Consider the following 21,258-nt stretch of genomic DNA (forward strand, 5'->3'; position numbering starts at 1 on the left):
CAATGCCTTAAATGAGGTTAAATCCACCGTCATTCAGGATTAATTCTTTATTTTCGCCCGTCATTATTTCTTCAAAAACAATGCTTGAATATAGAAAAGTCAATAACCTGACAGGTTGGCTGGTATTCTTGGTTTCCACCATTGCCTACGTGCTTACCGTAGAAGAAACCGCCAGTTTCTGGGATCCGGGGGAATTTATAGCGGTATCCTATAAGTTGCAGGTGCCACATCCTCCAGGAGCTCCTTTTTTCCTGTTGATATACCGGATGTTTGGCTTTCTGGCTTTTGGCGACGGGCTTTCGGTAGCCTATTGGATGAACATCGGTAGTGCGCTGTTTTCAGGGTTTACCATCTTGTTTTTGTTTTGGACAATCACCCTATTTGGCAGAAAGCTGATGGGAATCGAATGGGGAAAAGAAACCAAAGGCCAAATCCTGACCCTGATGGGTGCAGGATTGGTCGGTTCACTAGCTTATGCCTTCACGGATAGTTTTTGGTTTTCCGCAGTAGAAGCAGAAGTATACGCCATGTCCTCATTCTTCACAGCGATTGTGATTTGGGCATTTTTGAAATGGGACGTAATCCAAAACCCAAGGGAGGAAAACCGCTGGATGATTTTCATCGCGTACCTGGTCGGACTTAGTATCGGCGTCCACTTGTTGAATTTGGTCACTTTGCCGGCTTTGGCTTTGATTTATTATTTTAAAAAATACCCAAACCCCAACATCAAAGGAGGAATCATCGCCTTGGCTTTGGGCGGTGTAGCATTGATTGTGATCAACAACATCATCATTCCAGGATTGCCGAGCATCGCCGGTTCGATGGAAATTTTCTTTGTCAATAACATCGGCCTGCCATTTGGATCGGGAATCGTCGTCTTCATTGCGCTATTCTTGGCTGTTCTGACATATTCAATCAGGTATTCGATCAAGCATCAGAAGGTGGTACTGAATACAATTTTGGTCTCTTTGATCTTCATTCTGATCGGATATGCCTCCTATACCTTGATCATTATCCGCTCCAACCAAGACCCCGTCATCAACGAAAATGCCCCTAAGGACATTATCAGCTACGTATCTTACCTGAAGCGGGAGCAATATGGCTACAGGCCATTGCTTCATGGACAATACTTCGATGCCGAACTGGTGGACCAAAAGGAAGGCGCGCCAATCTATCTCAAAGGGAAAGACAAATATGAGATAGTCGATTACGCGACTGTCAATGTCTATGACCCCGAGCGGACAACCATCCTTCCGAGGATCTATTCGACCCAAGATCGCCACAAGCAGATTTACAAATCCAAACTCGGCCTGCGGGAAAACCAAAAGCCGAAGTTCGGCGACAACTTGGCCTTTATGTTTTCGCACCAGCTTGGCCATATGTACTGGCGTTATTTCATGTGGAATTTCTCCGGTCGGGAAAGTGACTTCATGGATGCACCTTGGATGGGTATCACTGATTTCTTCTCAGACATTTATCCGGACTATATCAAATCCAACAAGGCGCACAACAACTACCTGATGCTCCCACTGCTGCTGGGGATCATCGGATTGGTCTATCAGGCACGTAAGGACCAAAAATCCTTCATCGTCAATACCATGCTCTTCCTCATGATGGGCGTGGTCCTGGTACTTTACCTAAATTCACCGCCGGTTGAGCCGCGCGAACGGGACTACATCTATGTGGGTTCCTTTTATGCCTTTGCCGTTTGGATGGGCTTGGGTGTGATCGCGTTGGCCAGTTGGATTGCAAGATTGACCAAAAATACGGTGACGGCCGGCGTGCTTGCAACGGCACTGACACTTGCCGTCCCAGGTATCCTTGTAGCCCAAAACTGGGACGACCACAACAGACAGGGTAGATTTTTCTCTGTCGATTCAGCAAGAAACTTCCTCGCCTCCTGCGCTCCAAACGCTATTTTGTTTACGGGCGGAGACAATGACACTTTCCCGCTTTGGTATGTCCAGGAAGTGGAAGGATTCAGGACGGATGTACGGGTAGTTGTGCTGAGCTATTTCGACACGGACTGGTACGTGGAGCAAATGACCAAAAAAGTCAATGATTCAGATCCGCTGCCTTTTTCCCTGGATTATGACAATTACAAGAAGGGCACCAACGACGTGCTCTATGTGATGGAGCGGGAAAACCTAAATGCGATTTCTTCCAGGGAATACCTGAAACTCCTGAAAAGTGGAAGTGACCTGCTGAAGCTGAATTCCTCAGGAAGAATGCGGTACAATATGGTACCCTCCAGAAACCTGATCTTGGACGTGGACATCCAAAAAGTCTATGACCAAGGTCTGATTCCTGCAGGAATGGAAAGCCTGATGACCGAGCAAATGAACCTCCGCATCAAGGGCAACTACCTGACAAAAGGCAACCTGATGTTGATCGACCTGATCACTTCCAACAATTGGGAGCGGCCGATCTATTTCAACAACACATCCATGGCAACGATTAGTCTGGATTTGGAAGAATACGTGGTCATGGAGGGATTGACTTATCGATTGCTTCCCGTGCGTAAACCACAAGGCATGCGCTCTGAACTGGTCAATAGCGACTTGGCATTTGAAAACATGAAGGAAAAATTCGCCTACCGTGGCATGGATGATCCGAGCAACTACTTCGACGACGAGTTCCGAAGGTTTACTTCCAACCACAGGTCCGCGATCAATTCCGTAGCAATCGCCCTTTTGGACGAAGACAAAATGGACAAGGCCGCAGAACTACTCAAGCACGGCCTCGAGGTAATGCCTGACAAAGCCGTAGCCTACGATCTTGCGAGTGGGCAATCCGTTCCTTTGTTGTTTGAGGTAGGTGAAGATGAATTGGCCCTGGATATTGTGGAAAAAATCTCCCACAAATCCGTGCAAATGCTGGATTTTTATTCAAAAACAAACCGGCCTTATGATCGGGAAGCGATGATTTCTGCAGAGATGCTGAAGTTTTTCGTGCCATTACTGGAGGAACGCGGATACGATGAACTTGCTTCCAAGTTGAAAAAAGATCTGGACAGAACCCTTGGGCCGGGCGCAAGCAGAGGCAGTCTTTTGGATCCGAGATAAAGAAAAAACCGGGAAACTAAGCCCGGTTTTTTTTATAAAGTATGAAGAACAAATCCAGTCCTTCTTCTGGATTATCCACCACCAAATAATCCTCATGGCTGATCGCCGTTACCGATTCGGCGTCTTGTTGATGGAGTTTGTTCCTGTTGATCCGGTTGAGAATTTCATAAGGCAAGCGGAGTACGGCGGCTGGAAGCCGATGCTGCAGATCCAGGATATCAAAGCGCATGATCTTATGGACGGATTTCCGATTGGCTGCATGGTAAGCCCAAACTTTGTCGTTTCCTCCAATGCCCTTGGCCTCGACAATATCAAATATCCGCCCGCAGATTGATTTCAATTCACCAGGCTTATATTCCCGGATATGCCAGGGATTGCGTGACAGCGTATGGTTGATATTTGGCGTTGATATGATAGCCTTTCCTCCGGGTTTCAAAACCCTGTAGATTTCCTCCAGAAACAGGCGGTCATTTTCGATATGCTCGATGACCTGAAGGCTAACCACGGTGTCGAAAGTATTGTCCTTCAAATTCGAAAACGGTGGTATGATTGCCTTTTCAAAAGACACAGCCGGATATTTTGCTTGCAGTTTCTCTACAACTTCGCCGATCTTATCTATTCCGAGATAGCTCGTCGCATGCTCCAACAAAACCTCCACGCCACGCCCTTCCCCACAGCCCACTTCCAACACATCTCCTCCCACAAGTGGCTTGGCGGCAATGTAGGCTTTCAGCAGCCGCATGTGGATAGGATTGTCAGAAACCAACTTGTCCGAAGCTATTTCCGTTGTATAGGTAGCCATTTAAAATTTCATTAATTTGGGCAAAATTAAGCTTAATTTTTAAAACCAAATGTTCAGAAAAAAAATCAACCCGGTGCGAATTTTCATCGCCATACTTTGTTTGACATTTTTCGCAACGCTGAATTTTTCTTTTGCACAGCAAACCTTGGAAACGATCAACCAAGCACTGCGGTATTCCCGATACGCAAGGGTGTCCCCAAAAATCATCCCCAGGCTGGAGTCCGAACGGACCTTCCTGCTGCAAATGCCGGTAGAAAAAATCGAGCCTGAAATCGAATTTGAGACCTATCAGTTTGCCTATGCGGTCCTCTCCAGTTTTAGCGAACCGATTTCCGCCCAGAACCTAGTCAATCTGGAAAAAAGCGATGTCATCCGGGAGACAGATTATCATTATTACTTTGAAAAAAGAGTTACAATACCTGAGGGACAGGAAATGGCCTTTGCCCTGATACAGGTAACTGACACAAGGCAGGGTGATGTTTACTATTTTCACGTCGATCTACTGAGTCCATACATCTTTGGGCATACGAGCTATTGGGCATATTATGCGGATGGGATACCTTTTGACCAGAGTTTCCTGAGCATCAAGGAACCACTTGAGTTCAAGGGCCGCTCGGTTTTTACCCTACATAGCTTTCATTATCCGGCCACTTTTGAGCCGCCTTTACCGCCGATGGAAATTCGTCCACCAGCGGTCCCAAAGGAAATCCAAGTCAATTATGAGGGTGGTTTTCTGCTCAATATCCCTAAGTCCTTTGACCAAGATGGTTATTATTTCATCCAATCGGATACCACATCGGCCGTAGGGATGATGGTCAAAACGGTGCACGAAGCTTTTCCTCGAATCAAAGACTACGACGAAATGGTAGACATGGTGGTGTATATTTCAACTAGAAAGGAACACGAAACCTTGATGGCTGCTGAAAACAAAAAGATCGCTTTGGATCAGTATTGGTACGGCTTGACCAAAGACGAGGAACTTGCGAAAAAAGTCATCAGGGAATATTTCAAGCAGATTGAGTTTGCCAATATCCTGTTCACGGACTTTAAAGAAGGCTGGAAGACCGACCGTGGCATGGTCTTCACCGTGATGGGACCTCCAAATGAAGTCGTCTTCCGGCTCAACGCCGAGATTTGGTCATATGTCAGCCCGGATGCCAATTCGAAAATTACCTTTACCTTTACGCGCGTCAAAAACATTTTGACCAATAGCTACTACACACTCAACCGATCCCGGGCCCTCCAGCCTGATTGGTTCAAAAGCATCACGACATGGAGAAACGGACAGATGGATTTCTGATCAACAAAGGCGCACAGGACAAGGACTTTATTTTTGGAACACGGGCCGTCATGGAAGCCATCCATGCTGGCAAGGAGATTGACAAAATCCTCGTTGAGAAAGAGACCGACAATGAGTTGATCAAGGAATTGCTGCATCTGGCCAAAACCGAAAGGATCCCCGTGGTCCGTGTGCCGGAAGCCAAACTCAACCGGATCACCCGTAAAAACCACCAGGGCGTGGTTGCCCATATGTCGGCGATAGAATACGCCTCCCTGGACAACGTCGTGGATGAATGCTATTCCAAGGGAGTTGCTCCATTGATCTTGGTTTTGGATAGAATCACCGATGTGCGCAACTTTGGGGCGATCGCCCGTACGGCCGAGTGTGCAGGAGTCCACGCGATTGTCATTCCTGAAAAAGGAAGTGCCCAAATCAACTCCGATGCAGTCAAAACTTCTGCCGGAGCCTTGAATCACTTGCCGGTGGCTAGGGTCAAAAACCTCTATTACATTGTCAAAGACTTAAAGAAAATGGGCCTCAACGTCGTAGCCGTGACCGAAAAAACAGAAAAGCTCATGTACGATACCGACTTCACAAGTCCGACCGTCTTGATTTTGGGATCGGAGGAAGATGGCATTTCGCCAGAACTCATGGGACTGAGTGACGAATCCATCAAGATTCCAATGGCCGGAAACATCGAAAGCCTCAACGTCTCGGTTTCGGCTGGAGTGGTGATCTATGAAGCCATTCGTCAAAGGAAATAAATCCGATTATTTATAGCCCGCCTGCATCAAGACGATCAACAATGCCTGTTGGGCTGCTTTGTATCCTTCCCTGTTGACAAACCATTCGTCCAGACTGTGGGCGCCGCCTCCTTCTCCCCCGCGGCCGATCGTCACAGCAGGTATCCCCATCGATAATGGGACATTGCTGTTGGTTGAAGCGGCGCTGAGCTCAGGGTTTTTTCCACCTGTCATAAAGTCTGCTGCAGCTATCACTTGCTGAATCAGCGGCGAGTCCGGAGATGCAAGGCCACTTGGCCTGTCACCTACTTTGTCTATTGACACTGTCAGTGGGTTTCCGCTTCTAACAATGCTGTTTTCTTTTCTCAGTCCCTCCTCTACAGATTCCAAAAAGAGCTTATTGATACCTTGAAGTCTTTCTTGGCTTTCGGAGCGCATATCTACCAGCATCCAAGATTCGAATGGGATAGAATTGACAGAGGTACCGCCGCCGAGAACAGACACGCTGTAGGTGGTTTTGGGGCCCTCTTTGGTGAATGCGTCAGCTTTTGGAATAAACGCGGCAACTGCTTGCGCCAAAGCGTTATGCGGATTACCGATTCCGAACGCGCCATAAGAATGTCCCCCAGGCCCATGAAATGTGATTTTGTAGCGCAGCGAACCTATGCCACCGTTGACAATGTCCTCTAATCCACCTCCATCGATCGCGATAAATGCATCGATTCCTTTTCCTCCGTCCCGGAAAAGATGCTTCATCCCCTTCAAGTCTCCCAAACCTTCCTCGCCGACCGTTCCGGTAAACCAAATATCCTTATCGGTACGGATGTTATTTTTATGCAGCGTTTTCACCAAAGCGACTACAAGGGAAAGCGAGCGATTGGCATCCGTAATTCCCGGAGCGAATAGGGTATCCCCACGCTGTTTGACGGTCACATCGGTCTCGAGTGGAAACACAGTATCCAGATGCGCATCGACGATGATTTTGCCTCCTTTGCTTTTTCCTTTTCTGAGCGCAATCACGTTGCCGACCTCATCCATCCAGACAGAATCCGCTCCAGCAGCCCGCAACATGTCGGCGTATACCTTGGCTTTATTGGCTTCCAAAAAAGTCGGAGCCGGAATCTCCGTCAGCATAATCATATCCCGAATCGTCTCGGAGTCGATAGTTTCGATGTAGTGAAATGCCTTTCTGATCTCAGGCTTTTGGGAAAGGGTACTGACTTGGGCCTTATAGGTGGGCTGGATGGACTGGGAAAGTGCAGCAAACTGAAAACCGAATGCAAGTGCTAACGTGAGGAGAAATCTCATTTTTTACTTTTTGCATGAAAATTGGACAAAACGTGACTATTTGGCAACACCGCCGGTAAATTAAAATTCCTGAAACAAAACCAGAGGATCTTGCCGAAGTAAAACGGCCAATGTCTCATAAAGATCCTTCCGTGCAGATTTCAGTTCGGCCGGCCTTTCAAAAAAGACTTCCACTGCCACAGCAAAGAACTCGTGGAGGTTTCTGGTGGCGGAATTCCTGAAAATCGATTCTCCGCCCTTGTCAATCAACGCTATTTCTTGATTTGCAAGGTCCTCAAAAGCCTTCCAAGTCCGAGGATTGAAAAAATTGCTCTCGTTGTTGTAATGGATCAGGTTTTCGAGCTTCAGCGCATGGGCCATCTCGTGAATACCGAGATTGATGCCGTCTTGGGCATGCCCCAGCCCGTGGACAAAATTGGACCAGGAAACCACAATAATCCCCAACTTCGGATTGACCTCGCCCTTGTGGTACTGTTTGGTGATGGTCGAATAGTAATTATCGGGATACACAAGGATTTTCTTGAAGTGCAGAAAATTGACCGAATCAAATCCATAAGCAACCATCACAGCCGTTGCACTGATCAAAACGATCATCTCCCTTGTGACACTTTCCAAGCCACCCCGAGGAATGAACTTCTTGATGGAAATAAAATAAGCAAGCTTCTTCCTGAACTCTTTCTGATTTTTTGGGGAGAGTTTGACGTAGTAAGGGAAATGCTTTGAGAGGATCTCAATGTCCTTGGAGGGCATCAATCTCTCCAGGAGGGAGTAGCGGATTTGCCTGTATTTCTGGTAAAGGATTTCACCAATCTCGAAAAAAGCTTCCTGACTCATTGGGTGATGGGTGGATTAAAAAAAATTCCGGGCCAAGCCGACCCGGAATTCGAATTGATTATTTCAAATTATTTTGCATAGCTGACTGCGCGCATCTCCCGAATGACGGTGATTTTGATCTGTCCGGGATACTGCATTTCCTTTTCAATTTTTTGGGAAATATCGAAAGAAAGCTTGTTGGCAGTTTGATCGTCCACGTTTTCGGCATCAACCATGACCCTCAGCTCACGTCCTGCCTGCATCGCAAAGCATTTGTTGACACCGTCGAAGCTCAAAGCCAAGTCCTCCAACTCTTTCAGCCGCTTGATGTAGCTGTCCATGATTTCACGTCTTGCGCCAGGCCTAGAGCCAGAAACGGCATCACAGGCTTGCACGATTGGGGAAATCATGGAAGTCATCTCGATCTCGTCATGGTGTGCACCGATGGCGTTGCAGACCTCGGGATGCTCTTTGTATTTTTTGGCGAGCTCCATGCCCAAGACCGCGTGTGGAAGCTCAGCTTCCTCGGGCCATACTTTTCCGATATCGTGAAGCAATCCGGCACGCTTGGCAAGCTTGGCGTTGAGTCCCATTTCAGCGGCCATTGTGGCGCACAGCTTGGCAACTTCCCGCGAGTGCTGCAAGAGGTTTTGACCGTAAGAAGACCTGAACCTCATCCTTCCGACCATTTTGATCAGCTCTGGGTGGAGTCCATGGATTCCCAAGTCGATGCAGGTACGCTCTCCGATTTCCACGATTTCCTCATCGATATTCTTTTCGGTCTTGGCAACCACCTCTTCGATACGGGCAGGGTGAATCCTACCGTCTTGGACCAATCTGTGGAGCGAAAGCCGCGCTATCTCTCTTCTTACAGGATCAAAACCAGATATGATGATGGCTTCGGGTGTATCGTCCACAATGATCTCCACACCTGTCGCCGCCTCCAGCGCACGGATATTACGTCCTTCGCGACCGATAATTTTCCCTTTCACATCATCCGATTCGATATTGAAGACAGAAACACAGTTTTCGATAGCGTGTTCTGTCGCGGTACGCTGGATTGTATCGAGAACGATTTTCTTGGCTTGCTTCGTCGCCGTCAATTTCGCCTGGTCAAGGATATCCTTGATTTGGGAGGATGCTTTTGTTTGGGCTTCGTCTTTGAGCATTTCCACCAACTGTTCCTTGGCTTCATCCTTTGTTAGACCCGCAATCTTTTCAAGATCCGCGATACGTTGATTGGTAACCCGATCGAGTTCTTCCTTCTTGACCTGAACTGAATGCAACTGGGCAGTGAGGTTCTCTTTCTTACTGTCGAGTTCTGCTTCTTTTCTCTTGATTTGCTCCAATTCCTTGGAAAGCACCTGCTCCCTTTGCTTCAGCTTGTTTTCATTGGTGATGATGATGGCCTTCTTTTTGTTGACATCCTCCTCAAACTCTGCCTTAAGTTTTAGATACTTTTCCTTTGCTTCAAGGATTCTGTCTTTTTTCAGGGCCTCTGCATTAATCTCAGCCTCACGTATGATACTTTTTGCTTTTTCTTTAGCTTCTTCCTCAAGCTTTTTGGCGTTGTTTTTCAGAAATAGGCTGGCAATAAAGCCGCCCAACCCTAGACCGACTAGGGCTGCGATGATAATATATGTTGTTCCCATAGGTATAAAATATGTAGTTTACCTACCGGGATCAGAAAAAAATCCACGAAAAAAGAGATTACTCTGGGTTATAAAAGGGAACTCAATTGGTCATTGACCTTGGACAGACTCGCTTCGATAAGTTGGCTGTCATCTGAATTGACCATATCCTGGTTCATGGACTCCACCATGCTATCAAACGCCACCATGGCCAGCAAATCCTGTCTATCATCGAGGCCAAATTCCTCTCGATACCTTTTGATTTTATCATTGATCAGTTTTCCTGCGTGCCTGATTTTGGCCTCATCCTCCGCCTTCACTTTCATGGGATATTCCCGATCACCGATTTTCAACCTGATTGAAAGTGTCTCCATAGTTACTCAGACAAGTAGGCAATGATATTATCGATTTCCTTTATATAATGATTGATCTTTTCTCTCAATTCGGCAGATTCCATTTCCTCCACCGGTATGCTATTCACAAGTTTAGCTATTTTAATTTGATTTTTAAAATCCTCCAACGCCAGTTCCCTTTCCTCGAGCTTTCTTCGGGTAGCCTGAATCTCTTCCCGAAGGGACTGATTGTCCTGCTCGAGTTGGGTTAATTTCCTACCGACCTGCAGGGTCAGTTTTTCCAATCGTTGAAGTTCTTCTTGAATCATTTTCTATTTTCTGATAAAGGCTCCTACCTCATTTTCAAAGCTTTGGATCAATCTGGACATGGTCCGCTCGATCACTTGGTCTGTCAAGGTCTGCTCGGAATCCTGCAGGAAAAAGCACAAAGCGTAGGCCTTTTTGCCTGCCTCAATCTTGTCTCCTTGATACACGTCAAAAACCCCGATACGCTGAAGCAATTTACCTCCGGCTTTGACCGCGACTTTCTTGATTTTGTCAAAACTCACCTGACGGTCGATTACCAAAGACAAATCCCTCCTAACCTCCGGGAATTTGGATATTTCCTGGTACTTTTTCAAGCCTTTGGCTTTTTTCGTCAACAAATCCCAACTCAGCTCTGCAAAAAACACCTCCTGCTTAACTTCCCCCAGCTTACATATCTCCTCTTGCAGCAAGCCGACAGTGCCCAGAACCTTGGTACCCAATGTCAACTTGAGCGCGTAATCATAGGGCGCTTCGTGGATGATTTCGACTTCCGCCCCTTCAGATCCAAGCTTTTCCAGGATCAAATCCACCACGCTGTACAAATCTGCAAAACCGACAGGCACAGATGGCATTTGCCAAGACTCGATATGCTTGTCACCTGTCAGGAAAATACCCAGTCGCTTCTCCTCTTGGTATCCATTTTCGGTTTTGGCATACACCGTACCAAACTCAAACATCTTGAGATCCGTCTGCCGACGGTTGATGTTGTATGCCAAGACCTCCAAACCTGAAAACAACAAACTCTGCCGCATCACTCCCAAGTCTTCGCTGAGTTTATTGAGTATCTCGACATTCCGTTCAGGATTCAGAAAGCCGGATTTTTCCGCATAAACAGGCTTGGTCAGGGAATTGGTAATGATCTCGTAAAAGCCGATCCCGGACAATATCTCGCTGAGTCTGTACTGAAGTTTGTTGAAGTCCTTAGCTGGATGTTCGGCCAAAGAATCCGCTTTCAGTGTCTCGGACAAAGGCACATTGTCAAACCCGTGGATTCTCAGGATTTCTTCTATGACATCGGCCTCGCGGGTCACATCGACGCGGTACGGTGGCACTGAAACTTTGAAACCATTTTCCTGCTCATCAAAAACCCGAATATCCAAAAGACCCAAAGTGGTCCTGATTTCGCTTTTCTCCGATTCCTTTCCAATGAGCCTGTTGATGTTTCGATAGGAAACTTCTATCTCAAGATTTTGGATTGGATTCGGATACACATCCACTACTTCTGAAGAAATCTCCCCTCCTGCGATCTCTTTGATCAAGAGCGCAGCGCGTTTCAATGCGTAGATAGGCATATTTGGATCGGTGCCCCTTTCAAATCGGAAGGAAGCATCGGTCTTCAATCCGTGATATTGGGACCCTCTCCTAATCACGTCTGGTGAGAAATAAGCAGATTCCAGGAAAATGTTTTGGGTCGTGTCGGAGACGCCGGAGCCTTTCCCTCCAAATATCCCGGCTATGCAAAGACCTCCTTTTTCATCACAAATCATCAATTCCCCTCCTGAAAGCTTTCTTTCCTTATCATCCAAAGTGACAAAAGTGGTGCCTTGCGGCAGTTTCTTCACGATGATTTTTCCGCCCTGAATTTTGTCTGCATCAAACGCATGCAACGGCTGACCCAAATCATGGAGAATAAAATTGGTCACGTCCACGATATTGTTGATGGGCTCGAGGTCCAAGGTACGAAGATAATTCTGCAGCCAAGCCGGAGAAGGTCCAACCTCTACATTTGAAATGGTCAAGCCTGAATATCTTGGGCAATCCGCCGCGTTTTCTACCACGACACTGATCGGTCGCTGATTGCTGTCCGACTGGAATGCATCCACGGAGGGAATGCAAATTTCCCTTTTCAAAAGCGCCTTGAGATCCCTAGCCACTCCCAAATGTGAAGCAGCATCGGACCTATTCGGCGTCAGGCCTATTTCCAGTACATGGTCTTTACTCACTTTGAAGTACTCGGCGGCGGGAGTCCCATTTGGCAAATCCGTATCCAAGACCATGATGCCGGCATGGCTTTCACCGATACCAACCTCATCCTCGGCACAGATCATACCTTGGGAAACCTCTCCCCGGATTTTTGCTTTCTTGATTTCAAAAGGTTCGCCCGAAATGGGGTAAAGCGTGCTACCTTCCGTGGCCACGACGACCTTCTGCCCTGCGGCGACATTGGGCGCACCGCAAACGATCGGCACAATGGCAGTCCCGATATCGACGGTGGTCACGCTCAGCTTGTCTGCATTGGGATGCTTGGCGCAAGTCATGACCTGTCCGATTACCACTCCATCCAGGCCGCCTTTGATAGATTCAAAGACCTCGATTCCTTCCACTTCCAATCCTGAACCCGTCAACAAAGCTGCTATTTCTTCCGGACTTTGATCCAGGGCAATGAAATCCTTTAATCTATTGATCGATATCTTCATGAAAATCCGCTTTTTTCAGAGCAAGGCACAAATTTAAGAGAATTGGTGGAGGGGGGAACCCCTTGCCAAAAAATTGTCCCAGCAATCTTGGCATTTACTTCTTGTAATCCTTCTCCCCTGCCAGGATACCCACTTCCATAATATTCTCCTTTGGCGGAAGCGGGCATGCAAAGTCCGGATTATAGGCACAGTAGGGGTTGTAAGCTAAGTTGAAATCAATCGTGATACTGTTTTTTCCATCTTGCCTGAGGTTCAGGTAGCGCCCACCGCCATAGGTCTCACTACCGCTCGTCGCATCAGCAAAGGCCAAAAAGAAATTCCGCTTGTCCTGCTCCTTTGCTGCTTGCAGCAGCAGCAAACGGACAGTTTTTCCTTCCCATTCGAATTCGGCCCAGGAATGCTTCAAATATTTTTCAATTGAACCGTCTGTCATCGGCAATTCCAGCATTCTGCGGTCCTCCACCGGCACCATCTTAGCCCTCACCTTGTATTTGGGGTCAATTGGATAATGTTCCAAAGCCCTCAACTCCTTTTTTTGTAACTCGGTCAGCGGGGATTCAATGTTGTATTTGAGGTACTTGAATTGGCGCTCACGCTCTTTTTCGACCTTTTCAAGGTAGGCTTCAGGAGACTCAGTGGCGGTCAGCGTGTAGCCGACAGCGATAGCAATCACGGCAAGAACGCCCAAAATCAGGATATTTCTACTTTTCATAATTCACATCAAACCTTCATCGGCGAAGCTAAAATAGCCAACATCCGTGAAAATGAGATGGTCGACGACGGGAACATCGAGATTTTTCCCGACCTCCTTGAGCTTTGTCGTCAGGCGGCGGTCTTGTTCGGAAGGCTTGGCACTGCCTGATGGGTGATTGTGGACCAGGATGATCGAATTGGCGAGGCTGTCCAAAGCATATCTGAAGATTATTTTGGGATCCGCCACCGTGCCGCTGGTGCCTCCTGAGCTTATCAACTGTTTTCTGATCACATAATTGGTCCGGTTGAGCAGCACGATATAAAAATGCTCTACAGGTTCGTCCAAAAGTTCTGTTTTCATCAGATTATATACATCCGCAGAGGATGTGATTTTTGGGCGCTTGGGGGAATCGGTGATCAATTTCCGCCTGCGGCCTAGTTCCAAAGCCGCCACGATACTTATCGCCTTGGCTTCGCCGATTCCTTTAAACTTTTGGAGGTCCGCCAGGCTCAACTTAGCCAATTCCGCCAAATCATAATTGACCTTGGAAAGGATATGCTTGGAAAGATCAACCGCGGAAAGGTTTTTGGACCCCGAGCCGATCAGGATCGCGATCAACTCCGCATCAGAAAGTGCCGCTTTTCCTTTTAATAAAAGTTTTTCCCTAGGTCTGTCCTCCTCCGCCAAAGCGGAAATCTTGATAGAATTGTATTCCTCCATAAAAATTCACCAATGATACTGTTGGAAAATTGTATCGACTAAAAATACCGAATGCACAAAAACAAAAAAAGCCCCAAGCTGCTGCAAGGGGCTATTTAAACGTTTAATTTCTTGTTTAGGAAAGCGAGCTAACGAATTTCGCCAATTTTGACTTCTTGTTAGCTGCGTTGTTTTTATGAATGATATTCTTCTTGGCGAGCTTATCAATCATAGAGGTAACTGTTTTGAACAGTTCGAGCGCTTCGACTTTATCGGTCACAGACTTCAACTTCTTGATAAAAGTCCTTGTCGTCTTGTGCTGATATTTGTTTCTCAAACGCTTGGCTTCGTTTGCACGGATTCTCTTAAGTGCCGATTTGTGATTTGCCATATCCTTAATTTACTTAATGTCGATTTACAACCCTTTTTCCCTAAAACGGAGTGCAAATGTAATTGATTAATTTTTAAACACAAAGGGAAATTCGAACAAAACCTGGTCAAGCCCGAAAATCAATGAATGTTGGTGATTACCGCCTACGGGCACAAAGGTAAATCAAAAAAAATTCAATTTTAATCACTAAAGAGTTATTTTTACACTATGCGACTGATCATCCTCTTTCTTTCCATTGTTATACTTTCTTCCCAAAAAAGCCAAGCCTGGGGATTCTATGCCCACCAGCGGATCAATCGGCTCTCAGTATTTTCCCTGCCGCCTGAAATGATCGGTTTTTTCAAATACCATATCGACTTTATGACCGAAAATGCCGTCAACCCCGACAAACGGCGCTACGCGGTCCTTGGCGAAGCCGAAAAGCACTTCATCGACCTGGACGCGTATGGGGATAGCGCAGTACACAAACTCCCACGCTATTGGCAGCAGGCCTTGGAACAATATTCCGAAGCCGAACTTCGCTCCAAAGGAATCGGCCCATGGAATGTCTACCATACCAAAATCCTGCTGACCGAGGCCATGAAGCGCAAAGACCCCAAAGCCATCCTTCGCCTCGCAGCGGATTTGGGACATTACATCGGCGACATGCATGTGCCCCTGCATACGACCAAAAACTACAACGGCCAACTGACCAACCAATACGGCATCCACGGTTTTTGGGAAAGCAGGATTCCGGAACTGCTATCGGAGGATTACGACTTCTTTGTGGGGAAAGCGGACTATCTCAGAAGCCCTCAAATCGAGATTTGGAACACGCTTGCGCATACACACGCGGCGCTGGATTCAGTACTTAGCTTTGAAAAAACCATCAGCACCCGCTTTCCCGAGGACAAAAAGTACACATTCGAAGAGCGCGGAGGCATCAATACACGACAGTACAGCCGTGAATTTACCTTGGCCTACCACCAAGCGCTCGGCGGACAGGTCGAGCGGCAAATGCGCAGGGCGGTCAAGATGGTGGCTGATTTCTGGTACACCGCTTGGATAGATGCAGGCCAACCCGATTTGGATGGTTTGATACAAAACAAGCTCGATTTCGATCCCGAAAAATTTGACCGGGACGAAAAGCTAAAAATCAGGGAACATGAGGATGGTACATTAGCCGAAGTATCAAACTTTTCAAAAAGGCAACGTTTATTGCGTATAGGCCACTATTTTGACTTTCGCTCGTTTGGGTTCTATTCCTCTTCTTCTATTGGTCTACCTGCGATTTCTCTAACTTTTGGATGCAGTATCCATAAACCAATCGGAAGGAAAACCAAAAGAAAAAATTCACCGGCGTAATCGGAAAACTTCGCTTCGCGATTCCTATCGGCTGATTTCAAAGTTTTGGCAGAAAAGTACAACATGTAGATATAAGCGAACAAAGCATACATGCCTGGAATTGCCCAAATTCCATTAAACGTTATGTCCACACCCCCGGACCATATCATTGCGAGCGCATAAAGAGTTATCCAGATAAATACGTTGACCAGGAAAAAAGAATGATACATTTCCACTTTTTTGGGTAGAGCATCCTGTAAAAAATGTCCGATACATATCGGATACAAGGAATATAATATCATTCCAAAAACCTTTGCCAACGCATTCATCATTGGCTCAGGAAGTGTAAATACTTGCAAAACGTAACCCGTAAGCACAATAAGAAAAATCTGCCACGGTTTTAACTTCATTAGCAATTTCATATCCGATCATTTTCGGAAAATTATCAAAAAAACACTTCACCCAAAACAATCGTCGGAATTTTTCTCTAATGGCAAAAAACGATCATTGAGGCTTTTGGAATGAAGACTATTTTGGCCATAAAATTCAATTCAAGCCAATTCCTTCTTGGTCGAATTCAAATAAGCTTGGATCGCCCTGCCCAATTTTTCGAAAGTCTGCCTGAACACGGCTTCGTCTTCTTCCAGAAGCGTCACGCGAAAGCCCCGCAAGTCTGAGCAAAAGGATGAAATCGGCACGACACAGATATTTGCCGAAGCCAATAGATAGTAGACAAACCGTTTGTCCAAAGGCATTTCCGGATCCTGTGCCAGCCAGCCGTCCAGCAGTTCCTTGAGCTTCGGATCTGTGATGGACAGAAATTGGTCTTTTTCCAAAAAGTTTTCATCGAAAACGACCGTATTGTAAAAGGCACCCTTGGTAGGGTTAAACTTTATCCCGGGAATATCGCCCAAAATCTCCGCCATGATACGGCTGCGTCTGCCAATCTTCTCGTTGGCGTCGGCACGATAGGCAGCGTATTGTGGATGGGACATGATCTTTGGAATGGAAAGCTGTGGCAGTATCGTCGAACAAACCTCGATCATTTTGGCATTTTCGAGCGTCTGGACTAGCTTGCTGAATTCCTTGGAAGCATTGCGGTTGTAAAACTCCATCCAGCCGCAGCGTGAACCCGGCCAGGGAAATTCCTTGGAAATTCCTTTCAGCGAAATCGCCGGCAGATCCCCAATCACTTCTGAAAGTGCGGTGGCCTTTACGCCGTTGTAAGTGATGTTTTGGTAGATCTCATCTGCTATCAGCAGCAAATTGAACTCCCGTGCAATGTCCACAAAGCCCTGCAGGACTTCCTTGGGATACACCATGCCCGTAGGATTGTCGGGGTTGATGATCAAAATGCCGACAATCGCTGGATTGTACTTGACCTTGTTGTACAGGTCCTGCATGTCGGGCAGCCATTGGTTGGCAGGGTCAAGGGTATAGGTGACCGGGGCGGTATTGGCATGCGCGGCCTCAGCGGAACTGTGTGTACTGTACGCAGGCGAAGGTCCGATAATGCGGGCAGTGGGTAACAAGAATTGATACAACTTGGCGATCGCATCGCCCAAACCATTGAAAAACAAAATATCCTCTGCAGAAATTTGGGCGCCACCTTTTTGGTTGTTGAGTCCCGCGAGGAATTTCCTTGTTTCCAATACGCCTTTGGAATCAGCATACCCATAGGAACGGTCTTCGTTGACAAGCTCAGAAACAATCTCTTTCATCCACGCCGGGACTTTGTTGTGTTTCTGGATTGGGTCGCCGATATTTTCCCAGGTAATCTCATAGCCCAAGGCCTCAATCTGACGGGCCTTTTTGACTATTCCCCTGATCTCGTAATTCAACTCCTCGGCGCCCGGCCGCAGCAAAATCGTCCTCATGGTGTGGGTATTTGGAAATTAGCAACAAATAAACAAAAAAGCGAAAGGAATATTCAAGATTCGACAGGAATTGTGGGGGAGCGATGCGAAATCGGCAACCCTAACCAGCGTTACCTAGAAAAAACGAACCAGAAAAATTTTCCTGAAATCAATCACATTTCCGGCGGCTAATGCGTCTAGGATTTTAAAAATAGAGGTAGCTTAACATCATGAAAAAGTACCCAAAAGTCAAAACCCTGATTCCTGTAGTTCTTCTGTTTGCTGTAGCCGGCATGATTGGCTGTTCCAAAGACTGCGAGCCCAACTTTGCAACTTGCAGCGAAGTCCCTCAGACCGGTGAAGACTGCTCAGCCTATTTCGAAAGGTGGTTTTACAACAAGCAGAAACTCAGGTGTGAGTTGGTCGGCCACAGCGGCTGCTCACCTAAAGGCTTCGAGACAGAGGAAGAATGTAAGGAATGCAAATGTTTGTGATTTGAGGTCCGTATTGCCCGGGAGGTTTGAAAAAAACTTCTACCGCACAACTCGATTCATACATGCTATAAGCAATCTGATGTTTTTGCCCAAAAGCGGATTGAGGTACCGCGATAGGCCTTTTTTGATGATTTTGCTCAGACATTCCCAAAACAGCGCTATTTTTATTTTTTTGGTAAATCCCTCAAAGGCATAAATCCCTATTTTTACAACAGACTGAAAAGCCGACCCAGACACCTTTCGACATCGGCTTTCTTCGAAAAAAATCCAAAATAACGAACCAACAGCCATGTCAGATAGCACCCGTTTTGCCGCATTTTTGTGGGAAGTTTTGAAGCAGCAAAGTGAAGCATCTTCAATGGATTGGCTGGGGCAACAAGGCGAAGAAATACAGAAAAGCCAAACTTCGATGAAGTTTTTCCTCGCCTTTGGCAAAGCCTCCCGGTACTTCAAGAAAGAACCTTTGATTCTCTCCGCCTCCAAAATCCATGAAGCAAAATCCCTTCGTCCGGGATTCATTCCCGAATCCTGGGACCAGTTGCAGGCGGCGCGGACTTATTTACTGTTGCAATACCCCAGCCCCGACGAAGCCGCTTGGATGAAAAGTGTGCGCCAGCTTTTCGAAACAGCCGACATGCATGAGTTGAAATCGCTTTATGCTGCCCTGCCGCTGATGCCGTTTCAGGAACACCTTGTGGCCAGGGCAGTAGAGGGCCTGCGGACAAATATTACGTTGGTGTTTGATGCTGTTGCGCTCAACAATCCCTTTCCGGCAGAGCATCTGGAAGAAGCTGCTTGGAACCAAATGGTTGTCAAAGCCATCTTCATGCAGCGTCCTTTGTTCCAAATCCTTGACTCAGACCGCCGCGCCAATGAAAACCTGGCGCATACCCTGGTCGATTTCGCCCACGAAAGATGGGCTGCGGGAAGGTCCGTGATGCCGGAAGCATGGCGGTTTGTGGCTCCGTTCCTGAATTCCCAGCGCTTGGGCGATATCCGGAAAGTGATTGCCACAAAAGACCCCTTGCAGGTAGAGGCAGCATTGTTGGCCTGTCACCAAAGTCCGCTGCCTGAGGCAAAAGTCTTGATGGACGAATTTCCAGAGCTCAAGAAAGAAATCGAAAGCGGTTCGATCAACTGGACCTCCATCGGGGAACGGTTCCGCGAGGCGAATCCATAATGCCCCAGAATCCTTGCCTGCATCCCAATTAACCGATTAAATTTACCATCCTTTAGATACCCTTACCCATGGAAATGTACATTGACCCACATATTCACGTCACTTCACGCACCACTGATGACTACGAAGCCATGCGCAAAGCAGGCGTAGTGGCCATCATCGAACCGGCATTTTGGCTGGGTCAGCCCCGCACAGAGGTGGGAACCTTCAAGGATTATTTCAGCAGCTTGGTAGGCTGGGAGAGGTTCCGCGCCAAAAACTTCGGGATCGTACACTACTGCACGATCGGCCTTAATTCCAAGGAAGCCAACAATGAAGCTTTGGCGGAGGAGGTGATGGAACTGCTGCCGCTTTTTGCAACCAAAGACGGCGTGGTGGCCGTCGGCGAAATCGGCTACGATGACCAAACGGCCGCGGAAGACAAGTATTACCGCCTGCAACTGGAGTTGGCAAAAGAAGTCGGATTGCCGGTTTTGATCCATACCCCACACAGGGACAAGAAGCGAGGTACTACCCGCAGCATGGACGTCAGCGACGAACATGGCCTCGATCCCAAAATGGTCATCGTCGACCACAACAATGAAGAAACAGTGAAAGAAGTCCTGGACAGGGGATTTTGGGCCGCGTTTACAATCTATCCCCATACCAAAATGGGCAGTGAGCGAATGGTGGAAATCGTCAAGCAATACGGACCCGAGCGCATCATTGTAGACTCTGCGGCTGATTGGGGCGTAAGCGATCCCTTGGCCGTGCCAAAAACAGCGGCGCTGATGCGCAAGCATGGAATCCCAGAGGAACACATTCGCATGACTTGTTACCAAAACGCCCTGATCGCCTACTCCCAAAGCGGACAAATGCACGAATCGGACTGGCTCAATGCCGCACCGATCGACCAAAGACAAAAACTATTTGGAAACACGGTCCTTCGTGGAGGGCAAGTGCCCCGCGTCGAAGGGCCTGCAGATAAAGTTGAGAATTAAACCATGACCTTGATTTCGAGATTCAAAGCTTACGCCCAGCTCCTCCGTCCTGCCAATATCGTGACCGCCATCGCGGACATATGGGCGGGATTTACCGTTTCCGGTGCGGCGGTTTTGCTTTTTCTCCCCCAAGTCCAAGATCCTAGCTATTGGTCAATTTTGGCCTGGTTGACGTTATCGACCATTGGTCTTTACGGTGGCGGAGTAGCCTTCAACGATATTTTTGATGCAAAGCTCGATGCTGTCGAAAGGCCAGAGCGGCCCATACCCAGCGGCCGAGCTTCCAAGTTGGGAGCGATATTCATGGCATCACTCTTTTTGATCGTGGGAATTTTGGCTGCTTTTCAGGTAGGAAAATTGAGCGGGTACATCGCCATGGCTGTGGCTGCCTGCGCCCTGCTTTATGACGCTTGGGGAAAGCACCAATCGATCTTTGGCCCAATCAATATGGGCCTTTGCAGGACAGGAAATTTGCTGCTTGGAATTTCTGCCATCCCTACCCAGGTGCCCGAATTATGGCCTTTGGGGCTGATTCCGCTAGCCTACGTATCCGGTATCACCATGGTCAGCCGCGGCGAAGTCCATGGGAAAAACAAAGGCGCCCTGTACGGGGGATTGGGCCTCTATGGTGGCATCATAGTGACTTTGGTGATTATCTCCTTCGGCAAAGGAAAAGCCGGCATACAGGCGTTTCCTTTCATTGGCCTTTTGGCCTACATGGTTTTTCCGCCATTGATCAAGGCGATTCAGAAACAAGAACCCAAATTGATTGGAAAATCTGTGAAAGCTGCCGTTATTTCCCTCATCATTCTCAATGCGTCCTTGGCAGCGGGTTTTGGGGGCTGGTTGTACGGTTTGGTGATCTTGTTGCTGTTGCCAATATCCCTCCGGTTAGCCAAGATTTTTGCTGTAACCTGAGGA

19 protein-coding genes are annotated in these 21,258 nt (G+C 47.4%); 8 read left to right on the plus strand and 11 right to left on the minus strand.

Translation table 11 applies throughout. From position 1 onward, the window contains the following. Positions 1-80 precede the first annotated feature (80 nt). Complete coding sequence (locus tag C943_RS16575; protein ID WP_008630121.1) at positions 81-3,065, plus strand: glycosyltransferase family 117 protein; 2,985 nt, start codon at positions 81-83, stop codon at positions 3,063-3,065. Between the two features lie 16 nt (positions 3,066-3,081). On the opposite strand, the gene C943_RS16580 is transcribed toward C943_RS16575, so the two are convergent. Next, on the minus strand, positions 3,082-3,867 hold the full coding sequence (locus C943_RS16580) for a class I SAM-dependent methyltransferase (RefSeq protein WP_008630122.1): 786 nt from the start codon (positions 3,865-3,867) through the stop codon (positions 3,082-3,084). Between the two features lie 49 nt (positions 3,868-3,916). On the opposite strand from C943_RS16580, the gene C943_RS16585 reads away from it, so the two are divergent. Then, positions 3,917-5,167, plus strand: a complete 1,251-nt coding sequence (locus C943_RS16585; protein WP_008630123.1) for a GWxTD domain-containing protein — start codon at positions 3,917-3,919, stop codon at positions 5,165-5,167. Next, on the plus strand, positions 5,140-5,913 hold the full coding sequence (gene rlmB, locus C943_RS16590; RefSeq protein WP_008630124.1) for a 23S rRNA (guanosine(2251)-2'-O)-methyltransferase RlmB: 774 nt from the start codon (positions 5,140-5,142) through the stop codon (positions 5,911-5,913). Before C943_RS16585 ends, rlmB begins: the two co-directional genes overlap by 28 nt. A gap of 6 nt (positions 5,914-5,919) precedes the next feature. Here the strand turns inward: rlmB and C943_RS16595 are convergent, their stop codons facing one another. The 9 genes from C943_RS16595 to rpsT form a co-directional block, all read right to left on the minus strand. Beyond that, positions 5,920-7,200: a M20/M25/M40 family metallo-hydrolase gene (locus C943_RS16595; RefSeq protein ID WP_008630125.1), complete on the minus strand. Its 1,281-nt coding sequence runs from the start codon at positions 7,198-7,200 to the stop codon at positions 5,920-5,922. 60 nt (positions 7,201-7,260) lie between these two features. Then, positions 7,261-8,034 carry a zinc-dependent peptidase gene (locus C943_RS16600; protein WP_040481109.1) on the minus strand — a complete coding sequence of 258 codons (774 nt, stop codon included), beginning with the start codon at positions 8,032-8,034 and terminating at the stop codon, positions 7,261-7,263. Positions 8,035-8,102: 68 nt separating this feature from the next. Then, positions 8,103-9,665 (minus strand): ribonuclease Y, encoded by a 1,563-nt coding sequence (gene rny, locus C943_RS16605; RefSeq protein WP_040481111.1) that lies wholly within the window; start codon positions 9,663-9,665, stop codon positions 8,103-8,105. A gap of 68 nt (positions 9,666-9,733) precedes the next feature. Further along, complete coding sequence (locus C943_RS16610) at positions 9,734-10,018, minus strand: cell division protein ZapA (RefSeq protein ID WP_008630135.1); 285 nt, start codon at positions 10,016-10,018, stop codon at positions 9,734-9,736. A gap of 2 nt (positions 10,019-10,020) precedes the next feature. Further along, positions 10,021-10,305, minus strand: coding sequence for a hypothetical protein (locus C943_RS16615; protein ID WP_008630137.1), 285 nt, complete (start codon positions 10,303-10,305; stop codon positions 10,021-10,023). 3 nt (positions 10,306-10,308) lie between these two features. Next, positions 10,309-12,720 carry a phenylalanine--tRNA ligase subunit beta gene (gene pheT, locus C943_RS16620; RefSeq protein ID WP_008630139.1) on the minus strand — a complete coding sequence of 804 codons (2,412 nt, stop codon included), beginning with the start codon at positions 12,718-12,720 and terminating at the stop codon, positions 10,309-10,311. A gap of 94 nt (positions 12,721-12,814) precedes the next feature. After that, positions 12,815-13,432 (minus strand): DUF1684 domain-containing protein, encoded by a 618-nt coding sequence (locus C943_RS16625; RefSeq protein WP_008630141.1) that lies wholly within the window; start codon positions 13,430-13,432, stop codon positions 12,815-12,817. A 3-nt stretch (positions 13,433-13,435) separates the two neighbouring features. Then, a complete protein-coding gene (gene radC, locus C943_RS16630; protein ID WP_008630143.1) occupies positions 13,436-14,134 on the minus strand; it encodes a RadC family protein in 699 nt (232 codons plus the stop codon). Positions 14,135-14,249: 115 nt separating this feature from the next. After that, a complete protein-coding gene (gene rpsT / locus C943_RS16635; RefSeq protein WP_008630145.1) occupies positions 14,250-14,504 on the minus strand; it encodes a 30S ribosomal protein S20 in 255 nt (84 codons plus the stop codon). 207 nt (positions 14,505-14,711) lie between these two features. Between rpsT and C943_RS16640 the strand changes: the two genes are divergently transcribed. Next, complete coding sequence (locus C943_RS16640) at positions 14,712-15,848, plus strand: zinc dependent phospholipase C family protein (RefSeq protein ID WP_008630148.1); 1,137 nt, start codon at positions 14,712-14,714, stop codon at positions 15,846-15,848. A 530-nt stretch (positions 15,849-16,378) separates the two neighbouring features. Here the strand turns inward: C943_RS16640 and C943_RS16645 are convergent. Next, the gene (locus tag C943_RS16645) at positions 16,379-17,704 is read right to left on the minus strand and encodes a pyridoxal phosphate-dependent aminotransferase (protein WP_008630151.1); all 1,326 of its coding nucleotides are present in this window, start codon (positions 17,702-17,704) and stop codon (positions 16,379-16,381) included. A gap of 209 nt (positions 17,705-17,913) precedes the next feature. Between C943_RS16645 and C943_RS16650 the strand changes: the two genes are divergently transcribed. The 4 genes from C943_RS16650 (at position 17,914) to eboC (ending at position 21,255) form a co-directional block, all read left to right on the plus strand. Next, positions 17,914-18,177, plus strand: a complete 264-nt coding sequence (locus C943_RS16650) for a BPTI/Kunitz-type proteinase inhibitor domain-containing protein (RefSeq protein ID WP_040481114.1) — start codon at positions 17,914-17,916, stop codon at positions 18,175-18,177. Positions 18,178-18,466: 289 nt separating this feature from the next. Further along, positions 18,467-19,357, plus strand: coding sequence for an EboA domain-containing protein (locus C943_RS16660; protein WP_008630161.1), 891 nt, complete (start codon positions 18,467-18,469; stop codon positions 19,355-19,357). A 68-nt stretch (positions 19,358-19,425) separates the two neighbouring features. Next, positions 19,426-20,337 (plus strand): TatD family hydrolase, encoded by a 912-nt coding sequence (locus tag C943_RS16665; protein ID WP_008630163.1) that lies wholly within the window; start codon positions 19,426-19,428, stop codon positions 20,335-20,337. Positions 20,338-20,340: 3 nt separating this feature from the next. Beyond that, a complete protein-coding gene (gene eboC, locus C943_RS16670; RefSeq protein WP_008630165.1) occupies positions 20,341-21,255 on the plus strand; it encodes a UbiA-like protein EboC in 915 nt (304 codons plus the stop codon). Positions 21,256-21,258: the final 3 nt, after the last annotated feature.

The sequence above is a fragment of the Mariniradius saccharolyticus AK6 genome (assembly GCF_000330725.2).
Taxonomy (GTDB): domain Bacteria; phylum Bacteroidota; class Bacteroidia; order Cytophagales; family Cyclobacteriaceae; genus Mariniradius; species Mariniradius saccharolyticus.